Source organism: Oscillatoria nigro-viridis PCC 7112 (assembly GCF_000317475.1).
GTDB lineage: Bacteria > Cyanobacteriota > Cyanobacteriia > Cyanobacteriales > Microcoleaceae > Microcoleus > Microcoleus nigroviridis.
The window spans coordinates 6,594,693-6,612,086 of sequence record NC_019729.1 but is presented as its reverse complement, the minus strand read 5'-3'; the positions used below and the strand labels follow the sequence as shown (position 1 = coordinate 6,612,086).

Genomic DNA, 17,394 nt, shown 5'->3' with positions numbered 1-17,394 from the left:
TTTAAATTACATATTGTCTGTTCCCCGTTTCCCGTTCCCTGTTCCCTTTCACCCTATTTAAATGCACAACAGCTTACTTAACATAAGTCCCAGTTAAAAGAAAGAATCCAACTGTCTGTAAGCCCGTGATCTGAACCCTCATAAAATCAGTGATTTCCCATCGAAAATCTCAAATCGAAAATAGCATGAGTATCAGCTTGCGAACAGTCATTGCTACCAGGTATGTCACTCCCTTGCGCGAGGGCGGATCGCTGCCGGCGATCGTCGAAGCAGATGATGATGGTATGTACGTGCTCAAATTTCGGGGTGCGGGCCAGGGAGCAAAATCTCTGATCGCCGAGCTAGTGGCGGGAGAGATTGCTCGCGCCTCCGGGCTGCCAGTCCCCGAACTCGTCTTTGTTGAACTCGATCCCGAACTGGCTCGGACTGAGCCTGACCCGGAAATTCAAGATTTGATCCGAGCAAGCGCTGGCCTCAACCTCGCCCTCGACTATCTCCCGGGCTCTATCACTTTTGACCCGATAGCGGGGAAATCAGAGGCGGATCTCGCCTCAGAAATCGTCTGGTTCGATGCTTTTGTGACCAACATCGATCGCACGCCGCGCAATGCAAATATGCTGGTATGGCACCGCCGGCTTTGGCTGATCGATCACGGTGCAGCCCTCTACTTCCACCATACCTGGAAAGATTATCTCTCGCGCAGCCGCGATCGTTTTCCCCCAATCAAAGACCACGTTCTGCTGCGTTTTGCCAACACGCTGGAAGCGGCTAATTCAAAGATGACTCAAACGCTAACCCCGGAGATCATTGGCAACATCGTTAAACTAATTCCTGATACTTGGCTGGTGGGAGATTCTCCTTTCAGCGATCGCAACCAACATCGGGATGCTTATATCGAGTACCTGCTAAATCGGTTAGAATCACCACATATTTTTTTGGAGGAAGCGATTAGTGCCCGATCGATTTCTTTATGATTATGCCATTATCCGCGTCGTTCCCAAAGTCGAGCGCGAGGAGTTTATCAACGTCGGGGCGATCGTTTCCTGCGCTGCGAAAAAATTCCTCGAAGCCCGTATCGAAATTGATGAACAGCGCTTGATGGCGATCGACTCAACCTTGGATCTGGAAATGATTCGCAATCACCTAGCAGTCATTCCCATCATTTGTGCCGGCGGCAAGGAATCTGGCGCGATCGGTCAACTGCCCCACAGAGAGCGCTTTCACTGGCTCGTAGCACCCCGCAGCACGATCGTTCAGACATCGCGGGTACACACTGGTTTTTGCCAGAGTCTACCGGGTGCGATCGAACACTTGCTCGATACAATGGTGCGATCGTCAAGTCGATGTTAGATTTTAGATTTTAGATTTTAGATTTACTCATGTTAGCTAAAGATGAGAACGCCAGAACTATTGTACTGACGGGAAGCTTTTCTAAAATGTTATATCGTGGGCGATCTATCGATTTCCGAAAACACTCAGAATATCCGAATTATTCATATCTCTCTTCTCGACCTCTGCGTGAATGGGCGTCAATCCATTGTCCGGGGCGGTTATTCTCTTTTTTTTACCGCAGATACAGGCAGATCGACACAGATTAACGCAGATGACTGGACGGTGCTACCGGATTTGATATAACTTTTATAAAGTCTTAGCCGCAGTTTCGCAAGGTAGAAAGATGATGCAAATTGAACCGACAAATATGACTTTCCCTCTCTGGGGTTTAACAATTTTCATTTTGTGGACGATCGCGGTTGTTATCATGCTGCTAACAGTCAGGATTCGGCATCTATCTGCGGGCGGATCTGTAAAAGATTTCGGCACACAAAACGACGACAGCTTGCTTTGGCGACTATTTCGAGTACAATCCAACTTGATAGAAAACCTGCCTTTGTATTTGGGAGTTGTTTTCCTTCTAACAGTTAGGGGTGTTTCAGGAACAGCAGTAGATTTGCTGATTGTTGTGTACATTCTATTTCGGCTTGTACATTCAGCGGTTCACATTGCTGGCCTCGATCCCAAGTTTCGGTTGTTCAGCTTAGTAATTCAGTTAAGCTGTTTGGTCGCCTTAACTATTATGGCAGTTTTATAGTTGAGAACATAGGCAATTGAAAGCTATATAGAACCCATTTGACATCTTCTTGAGATCTCAAATGGGTTCTCTATGGAAAGTTGCAGCCTAATAATAGTTTTACTGCTTAAGTTAAAACGCTCACAATAGCTTGGACGACCATCCTATTTTTGAGATTCTAGTTCTGCCATTGGGCACGATATGAACCAAATTCAATATCCTCTAGGATTGTGGTTTCGATCTCTGGTCGCCAACCTAAATCTGTTTCAGCTCTTGTGCATGAAACCTGATTATGAATGGAGAAAAACGTCGTTAAAGACAACCCCCACGACTGAATGGCTTCTTCCTTCGACATTCCTTTTACAGCACAGCCGAGTAACCGAGAAATAGCTTCGGCGATCGCTTTAATGCTAATTCCTGATTCAGAAACTGCATGATATATAGCTCCCGCTTGCCCTTTCTCTAAAGCAAGTACATACAGTTTGGCAACATCATCTACATGAATGACGGAGTATTGGTAATCCCCTGGTTCAATAAACCGTGCTACCCCTGCTTGTTGGGCATCCTGAATCAGAATGGGAAGAAACTGACTGCTACCGCGACCATAGACAAAAATCGGAAGACGTAAGGCAATACTACGAATGTTTTGCTGGGCTGCTTGCAGAATCGCCTGTTCAGATGCTGCTCTAGAGGCTAACGCATCTTTAGGAATAATCATTTCACTATCATCAATGATGCGATCGCCAGTATCTCCTAGCAATCCTGTCCCAGAAGTGGCAACAAAAGGTTTCCCCGATCCAGCCAAGGCATCGATAAACGTTGCAATCGCCGTTTGTTCCACTTTGACTGCTCCTTCAATATCACTAAAGTCGTGAATAAAGGCAGTGTGAATCACACCATCTGCTGCACGCGCTGCCTGCGCTAATGTTTCAGTATCGCGTAGATCGCCAAGCAGTGGTTTAATGCCCCGCTGCCTTAGTTTGTCAGCCGCTGCTTCTGTTCTTACCAAACCTACAACCGTATGCCCTGCTGCTTGCAACTGTTCGCCCACCAATGAACCGACGTACCCCGTTGCACCTGTTAGAAAAACGTTCATGCTTGACTGGCTCATGCTGTGTGAGAGTGTGAATACAAAACCTTGTTTTCAACCTATCAGGGAGATCGAGATATAACCAGAGCGAACTTATACTGGTATTGACACTACTAGGTTGAGGGCAACGGTTCAGCGATGGCAACGAGTAAGCCACATCTTAAAGAACTCGCCGATTTTCTCAAAACACGCCGCGATCGCCTGACCCCTGCGGATGTGGGCTTACCAAGTGGAACACGCCGACGTACCCCGGGATTAAGGCGAGAGGAAGTGGCTCAACTGGTCAACGTCAGCACCACCTGGTACACATTCTTGGAGCAAGGGCGTGACATTCGAGTGTCTGCCCAAGTATTAGAAAGTCTCGCTCAGGCGCTTCGATTGACATCGGAGGAGCGCACTCATTTATTTATGTTGGCGTTGCAGCAATTGCCGCCAGAAATTCCGCATGGCAAGAGCGCGGTTAGTCCTGCCATTCAGCGGATGTTGGATCATCTAGCAGACTGCCCAGCTTACGTGGTGGGATATCGCTTTGATATCCTGGGCTGGAATCAAGCTGCTTGTGCCTTGTTTGGCGACTTTAGCAAGATGACAACCCGTGAGCGTAATAAAATCTGGTATTTCTTTACGAATACCGCTCATCGTCAGATGCTTTTGAATTGGGAAGGGCAGGCTCAGTTAATGCTGGCACGGTTTCGTAGTATCTGTGGGCGTTACCTGGGAGATGTTGCACTCATTGAGCTAGCAGAAGATTTGAAAAAAGTCAGCCATGAATTTCGGCAGTGGTGGTCACAACACGAAGTTCAAGCAAAGCTTGAAGGTTTCAAGTCATACGAACATCCGATCGTAGGACATTTGGTGTTTGAATACGCTTTATTTCAAGTCACAGAAACACCAGAATTAACGCTCGTAGTCTATACTCCTTTGCCTGAATCTGGTACAGTCGAGCGACTCCAGCAATTAAAAACCCTGATGTTGAAAACTTAGAAAAACTGGTTAAGTTGATTAATCACAGGGCGACGCAGCACAACAATTCGTTGGAGCGGCGAATAGAGCTTCTTTGCTGCATTTTGGGCTGATATATTGCCGCTCAACTCTGCAGTTAGACTGAGTAAAGTTGCTGGTTAACAAAGGTTTCTGTCGGAATTACTCAAGCTACAGAATGCGACAAATTTCTGAATGCTCCTTTACCAGGCGTAGAGATACAGATCAGTTTGCCCTGATGTTTCTCGGTAATGATTCGATAGCTCATTGACATCCCCATTCCAGTTCCTTTGCCGACAGGTTTTGTGGTGGAGAAGGGTAAGTCTTCCCAATTGCAGCCATTCTTGAGTTGATAGAGGATGCCATCGATGAGCTCCCGCTTCGTCCAATCACAGGGTCGTGTCCGTTTCTTCTGCGGTAATATCTGAGGCAACAGCGGTTCCAGAAGTCCCCATTCGGCGTCAGTGAGACTGCTGGAATATGTCATAGCAAATGAATTAGAGGGTTGTAGGTGTCTTAATTTAATATTATAAAGATATCAAATGGGTTCTATATAGTAGGGTGCGTCAGGGGCAAACCTTAATTGTTTCTTACACAGCATAAGTCAGACGCACCTTACAAGTCGATCGCCCCTGTGACCTTACTGCCTGTGATTTTGCTACCTTATTGAAGTTTATGAACCGAATATCTCGTGCGATCGCTGTTGTTTTAATTGTATTAGGCTGCATTACTTTTGTTTTACTTCAGCCACCGCAATCAGCCTTAACCGTGCCACCTCCTGTGCAAGAATCTCCACGACGCGGAGGAGATGTTGCTCAGACAATGAATTTTGGACGGCACTTTCAAGAACTAGGAGTTGAAGGCTCGATCGCAATTTACGATTTGAACAGCGATCGGCTTTATCAACACAACCCGCAGCGTAACGCCACAGCTTTTTTACCAGCATCTACATTTAAGATTCTCAACTCTCTGATTTCATTAGAAACAGGGGTGATTTCAGATGAGATTGCCGTGCTAACTTGGGATGGAATTCAAAGGCAAATTCCCGCATGGAATCGAGACTTGAATATGAGAGAAGCCATCAAACTTTCCGCCGTTTGGTTTTACCAAGTTCTCGCCCGCCGAGTCGGGCACGAGCAAATGCAAAAATGGGTAACTAAAGTCGGTTACGGCAACCAAAAAATCGGTAACAAAGACGATATTGACAAATTCTGGTTAGAGGGAGAACTGCGAATCACACCCAACGAGCAAATTCAATTTCTCCGCCGTCTGTACAAAAATGACTTACCCTTTTCTGAGCGATCGCTGTCTCTGGTGAAAGACATCATAATTGTCGAACAAACTCCCGATTACACAATTAGGGCAAAAACAGGCTGGGCAAGCTTTGGAGAACAAACAAAGCCTCAAATTGGCTGGTATGTAGGTTATTTAGAAAAGGATAAAAATGTTTACTTTTTTGCTACAAACATTGACATCCGCAACAATAATGACGCCCCTGCAAGAATCGAGTTAACCCGCCGTTGCTTCAAGGATATGGCGCTGCTGTAAGTGCGTTATTTGTTCTCTAATATTCGCAAAAACGCCAGCGGATCGGCTAACGGTGACAGCCAAAACACCCTTTTATGCGATGCCTGAGTTCGATCGTAGAAAGCGGAGTCTTTTAAATGTTTTAGGACTTAGGAGCGCGAATTAAATAACTTACAATTTTAATTGTTATTGTGGGATGGGCGTCCCGCCCGTTCTTTTTGGACGGGCGGGACGCCCATCCCACTTTCAAGAGTGGAAGTTATTTAATTCTCATTCCTTACCCACTTGGCACATATATATACTTGCTATAGTGCTATATATCATGTCTCGCAGCCAGGCGACAATCATCTAAGATAGCATTAAGTTCTTCAACGACTAGCCAGGGGTTTCGACCTTTCAAACAAGCTGCGATTGCTGCTTCATAGGGATTTCTGCCAGTTTTTTTTACTGCCGCGATCGCCTGTTTGTTAGACAATCCCCGCGCGCTGACCAACCAAGCAGCCAAAACCTGTCCTGTACGTCCGATCCCCCCAGAACAGTGAACTACCACCCGTTCGCCTTTGCTATTTGCAGATTCCAAGAACGGCAATATGCGATCGATTAAAATATGGCGATCGACCAATTCAAAGTCTGCAATCGGTGCCCAGCAAACTCGATCGCACCCAAAGATGTTCCGATATGTTCCCAGTAAATCAGTGTAGCGGATGAGTTGCGTTTGAGCCAGCAAGCAGCAAACTTGCTTGATATTATGCCCCTGCATAAATTCAATCCAGCGAGCAACTTCTGCATCGCCGTATCCTGGTCTGGCTGCACCAAACACAATTAATTCATTCTCTGAAGCCGCAGCGAATTTGTGCATACTGGTTTCAATATTTTTACCTATAATTAAGAAAGACGCACAAACCCTGAATCAATAGTGAAAAACAATAGCTCGATCGGTTTAATGAACTGGCTGCCACCCAAACCAGAAACCGTTTTGCTGTGCGACTCAATAGCAGCAGCTTCTGACATGGCATTTATGCTCAACGGTGAGTGGGATGGGTGCAATAGTTTGGTGCTCCCTAAATGCGACAAGGTAGCAATTGAAGCAGCCGCTAGTTTGCTGGAGACATCGTGGTGCTACCAAAATACTTGCGAACCGGTTTTAATTCGGCTGGAAGTTGACGAATTGCTGCGCCGTTATGCGGTGGGAGACAGGTTTTTTATCAATGCTAACTTGCGATGCGCGCAATTGAGCGAACTTTGCTTTGAAAACATCGATTTGAGTTATGCTAAATTGAATTTGGCTAACCTCAGCGGCACTAATTTAAGCAAAGCAAACTTAATGGCAGCACAAATGCAATCTGCAAATTTGAGTGGCAGCAATTTGAGTAAAGCGCAACTTGTGAGGGCGAATTTATCAGGAGCAAATTTATCTGATGCTAATCTCATAGGTGCCGATTTGAGTTATGCAGATTTAAGCAATGTTTGCTTAACAGGTGCTGATTTAAGAGGTGCAAATTTAGCGAAAACAGACTTAAGAAAAACAAGCTTAGATGGGGCAATTTTTGAGTGATACCAAATCCCGCTTAAATACTTTTTCTCACACCCTCTGCGTACATCCTGTCAACATTTTAACATCAAACCGACAGTCCGGCAGGGGTTGAAACCCCTGCCTCAAAGCGCAAGTCCTCTAAAAGAGGACTGATGAGTTCTTGAGTCCTCTTTTAGAGGACTTTAGCTATTAGACAGGGGTTTCAACCCCTGGCGGTAGCGGGTGGGCGGGAGAATTGGCGGTTGCTATAGCTTAAGTTGACACCTATGGGCAGTGCCGTTTCCCTACGGCGATCGATCGCACTTGCGGGGTGTGCTTGATAAACGTGAAATCTGCTGTATCTGCGTCCATCCGCGTACATCCGCCACCCTCAGCGGTTAAAGTTCCAAAGTAATTAACTGAGCAATTTCGTCAGTCTGAAAACCCAACGCCATCGGCTTTTGCACTGTCGGAATCACTTGCACATCATAGAGTTCGGTGACAATTCCTTCAAACCGCAACCAGTGAACGATCGCCCCAGTATTCAAATCGATCGCCATCATACCACAGCGAGGCTCAGCATCCTTGGCGAGCAACAACTCATCCAATTCTAAACCGCTAAAAGTGTTGTCACCTCCCCGAGGTTTCGAGAGTCCAACAATTGCCCAATTTTGCCAAAAAGCCAGCCCTCGGACATATCCCGGACAAAACGCGATCGCCTCAAATTTCCCTGTGTCTAAATCCGCATATCCTAATTCGCCTCTCCCCGAATTCAGCAGCCACAATTTATCTCGATACCAACGAGGTGAGTGTGGCATTGACAATCCCGTGACGATAATATCATTAGATTCAATATCAATAACTATACCGCCATTTTTTCTGCGATCGCGCCACCCATCCACCACATCCGACTGACTCGACGCTGTGACATATTTCGGTTCCCCGGACACCATTGCTAAACCGTTGAGGTGACAGCGGTCTTCGTTGATGTATTGTGAGATAAAACCAGGTTTCCAGAGAGGTTTGCAACTGTGGCGATCGCTCACTGTAGCGATACAATTAAACAAAGTGCTAATAAAAATGATTTGATTATTTTTATCGACAGCGATATCGTGAATGTCGATATCTCCTGTAGTATAGCCGATTCTTGGTATATATAATTTATCGTAGCCTTGGTATAATTTACCGCATTCTAAGACATTATCTAATTGCCAGAGTTGATATTTTGAACTTAAATAAAGGCGTTCCGGGGTGCAGAAAAGCCCCATTGCGCGATCGAATATTCGCCAAAAAGCCGATATTCTGTTGGTTTCTGGCACAGCGCCGATTAACATTAACCTGCTGGTTTGATAGGTAGTGCAAGCGAGGCTGATTTGTTGTTGGGTTAACCAAGATGGCAAATCGCGATCGCCAAAAATTTCGTGTTCGTGGGTTGTATTAAAAGTGGCTTGTTCGTTATTCATAAAATCTATAAAATCTTTATTTCCGTAGGGGCGGGTTTTACCGACAATAGCCTAAAACGAACAATCTCGTAAACACGCCCCCACGAACACGTCAAATCCCCATCTACGTCTTTAGATATACAAGGGGTGGGTTTTACAGACACTAATTGCCTAAAATCAATACTCTTATAAACTCGCCCCGACTTCGACTTTTTATAATTCTTTAAAATAACCCCATAAATATAAAGGTTTTGTAAAGACGAAGCTCAACTACTGACAGTACACTCGAACCCTGCTAAATTTCTAGTAGTTAAAAATCTAGCGCGTCATCTGCCACCTGGTAGAATTACCGCCTCCTAACTCAAATCCGGCTACAGAGCCTTTGCAGCTCAAAAACAAGGCATTCTACTAGAACCAAAAACAGATGAAAACTCTAGTTAAAATTAACCCCAACAAAAAATTTTTTCTTCCGTTGCTTGGTTGCTAAAGCAACCAAGCAACGGAAATAGTCATCCTTGACCCCACAGTACCCGACAGCAACCACATCGCCTCTGGCATCAAACCGGGCACAGCAACCTACATCCTCGAAAGCCAGCCTGATGCCATAGAGCAAATCACCACAGTCCTAGCTCAGCATACAGGCATCGAAGCCCTACACATCATCACCCACGGTAGCGCCGGCAGCCTGTACTTAGGCACAACAGAACTAAACAGCAGCAACATCGAAAACTACAGCCAACAGTTGCAACAGTGGCGAAACAGTTTCACCGCCAACGCCAGCATCATCTTATATGGATGCAGCGTAGCAGCCAGGGACACAGGCCACCAATTCCTCACTCAACTCCACCAACTCACAGGCGCAAACATCGCCGCCAATCCCACTACCACAGGTAATAGCGATCGAGGAGGCACCTGGGACATCCCCCAACTCATCCCCCCATCCCCGCAAGCGCCCAAACTTGCCCTCACAGAAACCACCCTCAAAACTTACAACGGCCTACTAGGCTTAGCCCCCAGAGTTCGCTTCGCAACGGGCGATACCCCCACTTCCGTCAGCATCGGCGACTTCAACGGCGACGGCAAACCTGACTTAGCTGTGGCGAACTACAGCAGCAACACCACCTCCATCCTGCTCAACACTACGGCCACCGGAGCCCCCACTCCCACTTTCGCCACCAGTGTCACCTTCGCAACTGGCACTGCGCCCATCTCCATCACCATCGACGACATCAACGGCGACGGAAAACCAGACTTAGCAACGGCGAACCGCAACAGCAACGACGCCTCGATTCTGCTCAACACCACCGCCACCGGAGCCACCACTCCCACTTTCGCCCCCAAAGTTGACTTCCCAACTGGCACTGACGCCAACTCCGTCAGCATCGGCGACATCAACGGTGACGGGAAACCAGACTTAGCTGTGGCGAATTCCAACGTCGACACCACCTCGATCCTGCTCAACACCACCGCTACCGGAGCCCTCACTCCCACTTTTGCTACGGGTGTCTCCTTCGCAACTGGCAGTGTGCCGTACTCCGTCAGCATCGGCGACATCAACGGCGACGGGAAACCAGACTTAGCTGTGGCAAACGGGTTCAGCAACGACGCCTCGATCCTGCTCAACACCACCGCCACCGGAGCCACCACCCCCACTTTCGCCACTCAAGTCACCTTCGCAACAGGTCTTCGCCCCAGATCCGTGAGCATCGGCGACTTCAACGGCGACGGAAAACCTGACTTAGCTGTGGCGAACTACAGAAGCTCCACGCAAACCTACAACAGCTTCACCACGTCCATCCTGCTCAACACCACCACCACCGGAGCCACCACCCCCACTTTCGCCCCCCCAGTTCCCTTCACAATTGGCTATAGCCCCAGATCGGTGAGCATCGGCGACATCAACGGCGACGGGAAACTTGACTTAGCTGTGGCAAACGGCAACAGTGCCTCCATCCTGCTCAACACCACCCCCACAGGAGCCGCCACCCCCAATTTCGCCACTCAAGTCATGTTCTATATTGGCTCTTCCATCTTCTCCGTCAGCATCGCCGACTTCAACGACGACGGGAAACTTGACTTAGCAACGGTGAACAAGGACGACGACGCCGCCTCCATCCTGCTCAACACTACTCCCAAAATTAATGCTGTGACCGCCACCACTCCCGATGGCAGCTACAAAGCAGGTGATACCATCGCCATCACCGTCACCTTCGATGATTCTGTCACCGTCACCGGCACACCCAGACTCCAACTAGAAACCGGCACAACTGACCAATTTGCCAACTACACCTCTGGTAGTGGAAGTACAACCCTCACCTTCAACTATGTAGTGCAACCAGGGGACGCCACCCCCGACTTAGAATATCTCGCCACAAATGTCCTCACCCTCAACGGCGGCACAATTAAAGATAATTTGACTGTGGATGGTATCTTAACTCTCCCCGTCTTAGCCTCAGCTAACTCCCTCGGCGGTAGTAAAGCCATAGTTATTGATAACGTTGCACCCACCATCACCAGCGTCACCTCTACCACCGCCAACGGCCTTTACGGCACAACAAGCAACATCAACGTCACCGTCAACTTCAGCGAAGCAGTTACCTTAGCCGGCGGTAACATGACAGTCGCCTTAGACACAGGTGGTATTGTCACTATTGCACCTTTCACAGGCACATCTGCTGTCGGGACTTATACTCCAGCAGCCGGACAAAATAGCACCGACCTCAACTCAACTGGGATCACTTTAGCAGTCGGTGCAACATTAAGAGATGCTGCTGGAAATAATGCAACAACATTGACTATTCCTGCGGGGCAGTCTTTAGCAAATAGCAAAGCCATAGTTGTAGACACCGTTGTCCCCACAGTTGCCTTAACATCCGCAGCCCCAACAACCACAAACGCACCATTTTTAGTCACAGCAACATTCAGCGAAAGCGTCACAGGATTTATTGCCAGCGACGTTAATCTTACTAACAGTACGATTAGCAATTTCACGGGTAGCGGCACAACTTATAATTTTACCGTTACACCGACTGCTGATGGCACTGTCACCGTTGATGTTCCTGCTGCTACAGCCACTGATATTGCGGGTAATAACAATACCGCCGCAACTCAACTGACTCGTACTGCTGATATTACAGCCCCCACAGTTGCCTTAACATCCGCATCCCCAACAACCACAAACGCACCATTTTTAGTTACAGCAACATTCAGCGAAAGCGTCACAGGATTTATTGCCAGCGACGTTAATCTTACTAACAGTACGATTAGCAATTTCACAGGTAGCGGCACAACTTATAATTTTACCGTTACACCTAATGCTGAGGGCCCTGTCACCGTTGATGTCGCTGCGGCAATAGCAACGGATACAGTCGGTAATAACAATACCGCAGCCACGCAACTGACTCGCACGTATGATGCTACAGCCCCCACAGTAGCCTTAACATCCGCATCCCCAACAACCACAAACGCACCATTTTTAGTCACAGCAACATTCAGCGAAAGCGTCACAGGATTTATTGCCAGCGACGTTAATCTTACTAACAGTACAATTAGCAATTTCACAGGTAGCGGCACAACTTATAATTTTACCGTTACACCTAATGGTGATGGTAATGTCACAGTTAATGTCCCTGCGGCAATAGCTACCGATACAGCCGGTAATAACAATACCGCAGCCACGCAACTGACTCGCACCGCCGACATCACCGCACCAACAGTTACCTTAACATCAACTTCAACACCAACAGTAACTGGTTTATTTAGCGTCACCGCTACCTTTAATGAAGATGTCATCGGCTTTGATAATACTGATATCACCGTAGCCAATGCGACTGTCGGTAACTTTGTTAAAGTTGATGCCAAAACATACACCTTTGATGTCACTCCCGCTGCTAGTGGTAATGTCACAGTTGATGTCCCAGCAGCCAAAGCAACGGATACAGCGGGTAATAACAATACCGCAGCAACTCAACTGACTCGCACTGCTAATATCACCACACCTGACATCACCGCACCAACAGTTACCTTAACATCAACTTCCACACCAACAGTAACTGGCTTATTTAGCGTCACTGCTACCTTTAATGAAGATGTCACCGGCTTTGATAATACTGATATCACCGTAGCCAATGCGACTGTCGATAACTTTGTTAAAGTTGATGCCAAAACATACACCTTTGATGTCACTCCCGCTGCTAGTGGTAATGTCACAGTTGATGTACTTGCTGCCAAAGCAACTGATACAGCAGGTAATAACAATACCGCAGCCACGCAACTGACTCGCACTGCTAATATCACCACACCTATTGTTGATGTCACCGCACCTACGGCTAACTTGGCTGCAATTTCTAACCTTACTACAGCGGGTGGTACAAGTCAGACATTGACAGTTACTTTCAGCGATAGTAGTGGAGTTGATGTTAGCAGTTTAGATAATTCTGATGTTATTGTAAATTGGTCAAGTGCCGATCTTCCTGCTACCTTTGTTAGTGTTGATATTAATAGCAATGGTACGCCGCGTACAGCAACATATTCATTTACTCCGCCTGGTGGAATTTGGGATAATGCTGACAATGGTACTTACACAGTTAATTTGCAAGCATCGCAGGTGAAGGATGCTGTTGGCAACTTGTCTGCTACTAGCAGTTTAGGTACTTTTGGCGTGAATATTCCCGCACCCGTCACCACACCAACTCCTGTAACAACACCAACTCCGGTAACAACACCAACTCCGGTAACAACACCAACTCCGGTAACAACACCAACTCCGGTAACAACACCAACTCCTGTCACCACACCAACTCCTGTAACAACACCAACTCCGGTAACAACGCCAACTCCTGTCACCACACCAACTCCGGTAACAACGCCAACTCCTGTCACCACACCAACTCCGGTAACAACGCCAACTCCTGTCACCACACCAACTCCGGTAACAACGCCAACTCCGGTAACAACGCCAACTCCGGTAACAACGCCAACGCCTGCGGAAACACCGACACCCGCACCAACGCCGACACCGACGCCAACACCGACGCCAACACCATCGGTAACACCAATAACTAATAACATTCCCAAGGATGATTGCATCTGCGACGATATTGTTTATCCCAACTTAAACCAACCTAACTCAGTTGAAAACACTATCATCGGTCTATCCAGCGTTCAAGTAGGTACATCCCAAAATGACAAGTTTTTAGGTAGCAACACTGGCAATATATTCGATGCCAAATCTGGGGATGACAACTTATATGGTGGCGACAGCAGCGACATCCTCAACGGCAACACAGGCAATGATTTTATCAGCGGTGGTAGTGGCGATGACATCCTATTTGGGGATCAAAATAATGACATTATTCTTGGCGAATTGGGCAATGATTTAATTTTTGGGGGCAAAGGCAATGACTCCATAAATAGCCGCGAAGGTAATGACATCGTTTATGCTAATAGAAATGATGACTTCATCGATGGCGGTAAGGATAATGATACCTTATTTGCAGGCAAAGGAAATGACATCGTGCTTGGTAGTCAAGGTGATGACTACCTGTTTGGAAACCAGGGTTCGGATACCATCTGCGGCGGTGAAAGTAATGATTTCATTAGCGGTAACGAATCAGCAGATATCCTGGGAGGATGTGAAGGAAATGATACTCTTTACGGAGGCGAAGATAACGATACTCTCACTGGTTGTCAAGGTGATGATATCCTTTACGGAGAATTGGGTAATAATAGTTTGATTGGCGGTAGCGGTAACGATATCTTTGTCTTAAAAGCTGGTCAAGGATTTGATACTATTGCTGATTTTACAAGCGGTCAAGATTCGATCGCACTAACCGGAGGTTTGAGTTTTGGTCAGTTAGCAATCACTCAAAATACTCAGGGAACTCTCATCAAAAATGTCTTGACAGGAGAGGAGTTAGGTGTGATGATTGGAGTGAGTGCCAATACGATTACATCGGCTAACTTCCGGTTGATTTAGGAAATCAAGAAAAGTACGATCGCCCCTTCGATACAAAAGATCGATCGTACTTCTACGAATATTAAAAGGTCTATAGCAATCCTAAATGAATCGTAAATTTTTTACCCCACCCCAACCCTCCCCTTACCAAGGGGAGGGAGTAAGAAATTCACAAATGATTTAGCATTGCTATAGCAAAAATTTAACGCTTATTCATACTTTCGGCCGCGCCACTGAGTAGGCTGATTAAAAGCAGAAATGAGAATTCGCAAAAACGCCAGCGGATCGGCCAAAGGTGACAGCCAAAACAGCCATTTACCCGATGCCTGACTTGTATCGTAAGAAGGTGCGATCGCCAAACACAAAGCCGATCGCACTGCAACCAAAAATACATTCAATCCCAACAGCCAAAAGTGCGGAAATACTGCAATCGGCGGCAGCAAACCAAACAGCAAATAGCACAATACAATCGGTACCGGCAAACCTTGAACCGCCAGCAACAGCCACAAATCGCCCCAAATTTGACCGCTAGAAGCAGCATCTTTCAAATCGAGCGATCGGCCCCATTCGTTCCAAGTCTCGATCGCCCCCTCATACATCCGCACCTTCAACACCTTAGCCCCATCCAAAAAGCCCACCTTAAAGCCCTTAGCAGCAGCATAGCGAGCCAAAGTCACATCATCGCAAAAAGAACCCCTCGCGACCTCATAGCCCCCCAATGCCACCAAAACCTCGCGCCTGCACAAAAAACACTGACCGTTCGCCATCACCCGTTCCGGCACATCCCCGCCAGTCCCCGTCGGCCCGAACCGATAAACCAAAGTCATTAACAAAGCAGGTTGCAGCCACAACTCCCCCGGATACTTGAGGATAAACTGCGGCGAGAGCGAAATCAAATCGTAATTTCCAGCCGCCGCCGTCTTCAGCAAACTCGCAATCAAACCCGGATGGGGCACAGTATCCGCATCTATCCCCAAAATCCACTCGCACTTCTCGGAACTTGCCAAAAAACCTGCATTCAGCGCCCACGGACGCCCTACCCAACCCGCCGGCAGCGGATCGTCGTTAATCAAGCGAAACCGGGGGTCTTTTTGTGCTGCTGCTTTGACTAAATCTCCGGTTCCGTCTACCGAATAGCTGTCAACCACGATCGCTTCTCGGAGTTCGTAACTTTGGCGGCTTAATCCTTCCAAACAAGGCGCAATTCGATCGGCTTCGTTCAAAGTCGGTACTACAGCAGTACAACTACCTAACAAATCCAGCGTCGGCGAATCCGGTTCCAGGGGCGGGATGCGCGATGGGCCTTTAATCAAACGCGACATCAGAATGGCTGCGGCGGGCAATTGCAGCAGCAAGAGTGCGACAGGGATGATAGTTGTCAGCGGTTGGGAGAACAGGTGAGGGGCGATCATGGGATTTTAGATTTTAGATTTTAGATTTTAGATTTTCAATTGAAGAATTGGGAATTACGGTTGGTGTCAATTGAAAAAACTTAATAAAATTTTGACCTCACACATATTACAGGAATAGGGAATGAAAAAATCGCCACTTAAAAACCCGGTTTCTTGTAGAAACCGGGTTTTTAAACTAGCTCAAAAATTAGTGTAAGTTTTTGCTAAATCAGCCGGGGTTGCTCGCTAGCAACTCACTTACGCAAAACGCCCACGGGCTGAGGTGGAATTTCAGCCGCGATCGCAGATGTCTCCAAAGACGGCATTGTTTCGGTTACGTCACCTGTTGCGGGTTTAGCGATCCAGCTTAACGCGATCGCCGGAACTACACCCAGAAGCACCGCTAGCGATGTCGGGAACCAGAACCGAGAATCCAACGAAGTTACAGTGATAATTGCTCCGAAAGCAAAGTTTACCAAATAAACAATTAAGGGCAAACCCAATTCCGATCGCTCTAATTTAATCGGTGTTTTTCTCCACAAGAAAGCGGCTACAGACATAAATAGCGCCCCCGTACCCATCCAGCCAGCCAAATTGCGGTAAGGCATCCCAAAGAAAGCCCCAAGTTCCTCAAACTCCCAAAAAGGTACAGAAGTTTGACTCATCGCCGGATCTAGTACAAAATCCCAAGCTGTTAGCAGCAAAGCACCCAGGGCGATCGCCCCAATTTGGCGCACCCAGTTGAGTTCACCTTTACCAACCGCTACTCCAGCGCGAGCAATTATGTATGAAACCAGTCCCAGATAAAACCACGAAAGGGGAATTGTAAACGGAACCAGCCCTGCAATTTTGTAGCCCAAACCGCTCAAATAATGGTAGTTGCCGAAGGGAAAACCCGTACTCGTGCCCAACAACTCGCTACTCAAGGACAAAAACACAGAAGGCAGCAAAAAACCCAGAGTTGCACCCAAACCCAATGTCCGCAAGGAATAGAGAGCAACTGCTGCTGCACCAAAAATGATATAAACTACTCCACCCCCAGCCATCCCCCACTGGAATAGCGTTTGCCCCGCAGGTGGCAAACTCATCACCAATTCGGGACGGGGTAAAATCAGCAGCAACCCTGCCAATCCAAAAGCCATTGACAAGACGTGGGCAATCAGGCAAAAGCGCTCAGCAATCAAAAGTTGCTTCATGGGACTCCTCGAAAAAATATTAGATGCAGAAAGCACTCTTAACAGTTTACAAACTTTAACAAAAAACCAACTGCATTTCAGTCAGTTGCCCGATGCCCAATTTCCGATGCCCTCTTTGGCCGATGCCCTCTTTGGCCAATGCCCTCTTTGGCCCATGCCCAATTCCCAATTCCCGATGCCCTCTTTGGCCGATGCCCTCTTTGGCCGATGCCCTCTTTGGCCGATGCCCC

General features: G+C 47.4%; 13 protein-coding genes. 7 read left to right on the top strand and 6 right to left on the bottom strand.

Features of this window, described 5'->3' with window-relative positions:
• Positions 1 to 185 precede the first annotated feature (185 nt).
• The 3 genes from OSC7112_RS27595 (at position 186) to OSC7112_RS27585 (ending at position 2,089) form a co-directional block, all read left to right on the top strand.
• Positions 186 to 974, top strand: a complete 789-nt coding sequence (locus OSC7112_RS27595; RefSeq protein ID WP_015178973.1) for a HipA family kinase — start codon at positions 186 to 188, stop codon at positions 972 to 974.
• Complete coding sequence (locus OSC7112_RS27590) at positions 952 to 1,350, top strand: DUF3037 domain-containing protein (RefSeq protein WP_015178972.1); 399 nt, start codon at positions 952 to 954, stop codon at positions 1,348 to 1,350. Before OSC7112_RS27595 ends, OSC7112_RS27590 begins: the two co-directional genes overlap by 23 nt.
• Before the next feature lie 325 nt (positions 1,351 to 1,675).
• Positions 1,676 to 2,089, top strand: coding sequence for an MAPEG family protein (locus OSC7112_RS27585; protein WP_015178971.1), 414 nt, complete (start codon positions 1,676 to 1,678; stop codon positions 2,087 to 2,089).
• Between the two features lie 157 nt (positions 2,090 to 2,246).
• Here the strand turns inward: OSC7112_RS27585 and OSC7112_RS27580 are convergent, their stop codons facing one another.
• On the bottom strand, positions 2,247 to 3,164 hold the full coding sequence (locus OSC7112_RS27580) for an SDR family oxidoreductase (RefSeq protein ID WP_015178970.1): 918 nt from the start codon (positions 3,162 to 3,164) through the stop codon (positions 2,247 to 2,249).
• A 132-nt stretch (positions 3,165 to 3,296) separates the two neighbouring features.
• Between OSC7112_RS27580 and OSC7112_RS27575 the strand changes: the two genes are divergently transcribed.
• Entirely contained in the window at positions 3,297 to 4,142 is an 846-nt protein-coding gene (locus tag OSC7112_RS27575; protein WP_015178969.1) for a helix-turn-helix transcriptional regulator, read from the top strand.
• 163 nt (positions 4,143 to 4,305) lie between these two features.
• On the opposite strand, the gene OSC7112_RS41325 is transcribed toward OSC7112_RS27575, so the two are convergent.
• Positions 4,306 to 4,626 (bottom strand): transposase, encoded by a 321-nt coding sequence (locus OSC7112_RS41325; RefSeq protein WP_015178968.1) that lies wholly within the window; start codon positions 4,624 to 4,626, stop codon positions 4,306 to 4,308.
• A 188-nt stretch (positions 4,627 to 4,814) separates the two neighbouring features.
• Here OSC7112_RS41325 and blaOXA point away from each other — a divergent pair, with 188 nt between their 5' ends.
• The gene (gene blaOXA, locus OSC7112_RS27565) at positions 4,815 to 5,687 is read left to right on the top strand and encodes a class D beta-lactamase (RefSeq protein ID WP_015178967.1); all 873 of its coding nucleotides are present in this window, start codon (positions 4,815 to 4,817) and stop codon (positions 5,685 to 5,687) included.
• A 292-nt stretch (positions 5,688 to 5,979) separates the two neighbouring features.
• Here blaOXA and OSC7112_RS27560 read toward each other — a convergent pair whose 3' ends face one another.
• Complete coding sequence (locus OSC7112_RS27560; protein WP_015178966.1) at positions 5,980 to 6,525, bottom strand: protein-tyrosine phosphatase family protein; 546 nt, start codon at positions 6,523 to 6,525, stop codon at positions 5,980 to 5,982.
• Between the two features lie 57 nt (positions 6,526 to 6,582).
• Between OSC7112_RS27560 and OSC7112_RS27555 the strand changes: the two genes are divergently transcribed.
• On the top strand, positions 6,583 to 7,221 hold the full coding sequence (locus OSC7112_RS27555; RefSeq protein ID WP_190274279.1) for a pentapeptide repeat-containing protein: 639 nt from the start codon (positions 6,583 to 6,585) through the stop codon (positions 7,219 to 7,221).
• A 356-nt stretch (positions 7,222 to 7,577) separates the two neighbouring features.
• Here the strand turns inward: OSC7112_RS27555 and OSC7112_RS27550 are convergent, their stop codons facing one another.
• Entirely contained in the window at positions 7,578 to 8,642 is a 1,065-nt protein-coding gene (locus OSC7112_RS27550; RefSeq protein WP_015178963.1) for a TIGR03032 family protein, read from the bottom strand.
• 484 nt (positions 8,643 to 9,126) lie between these two features.
• Here OSC7112_RS27550 and OSC7112_RS37335 point away from each other — a divergent pair, with 484 nt between their 5' ends.
• A complete protein-coding gene (locus OSC7112_RS37335; protein ID WP_015178962.1) occupies positions 9,127 to 14,598 on the top strand; it encodes an Ig-like domain-containing protein in 5,472 nt (1,823 codons plus the stop codon).
• 188 nt (positions 14,599 to 14,786) lie between these two features.
• Here OSC7112_RS37335 and cruG read toward each other — a convergent pair whose 3' ends face one another.
• Positions 14,787 to 15,989, bottom strand: coding sequence for a 2'-O-glycosyltransferase CruG (gene cruG / locus OSC7112_RS27540; protein ID WP_015178961.1), 1,203 nt, complete (start codon positions 15,987 to 15,989; stop codon positions 14,787 to 14,789).
• Between the two features lie 233 nt (positions 15,990 to 16,222).
• Complete coding sequence (gene cruF / locus OSC7112_RS27535; RefSeq protein ID WP_015178960.1) at positions 16,223 to 17,164, bottom strand: gamma-carotene 1'-hydroxylase CruF; 942 nt, start codon at positions 17,162 to 17,164, stop codon at positions 16,223 to 16,225.
• Positions 17,165 to 17,394 lie beyond the last annotated feature (230 nt).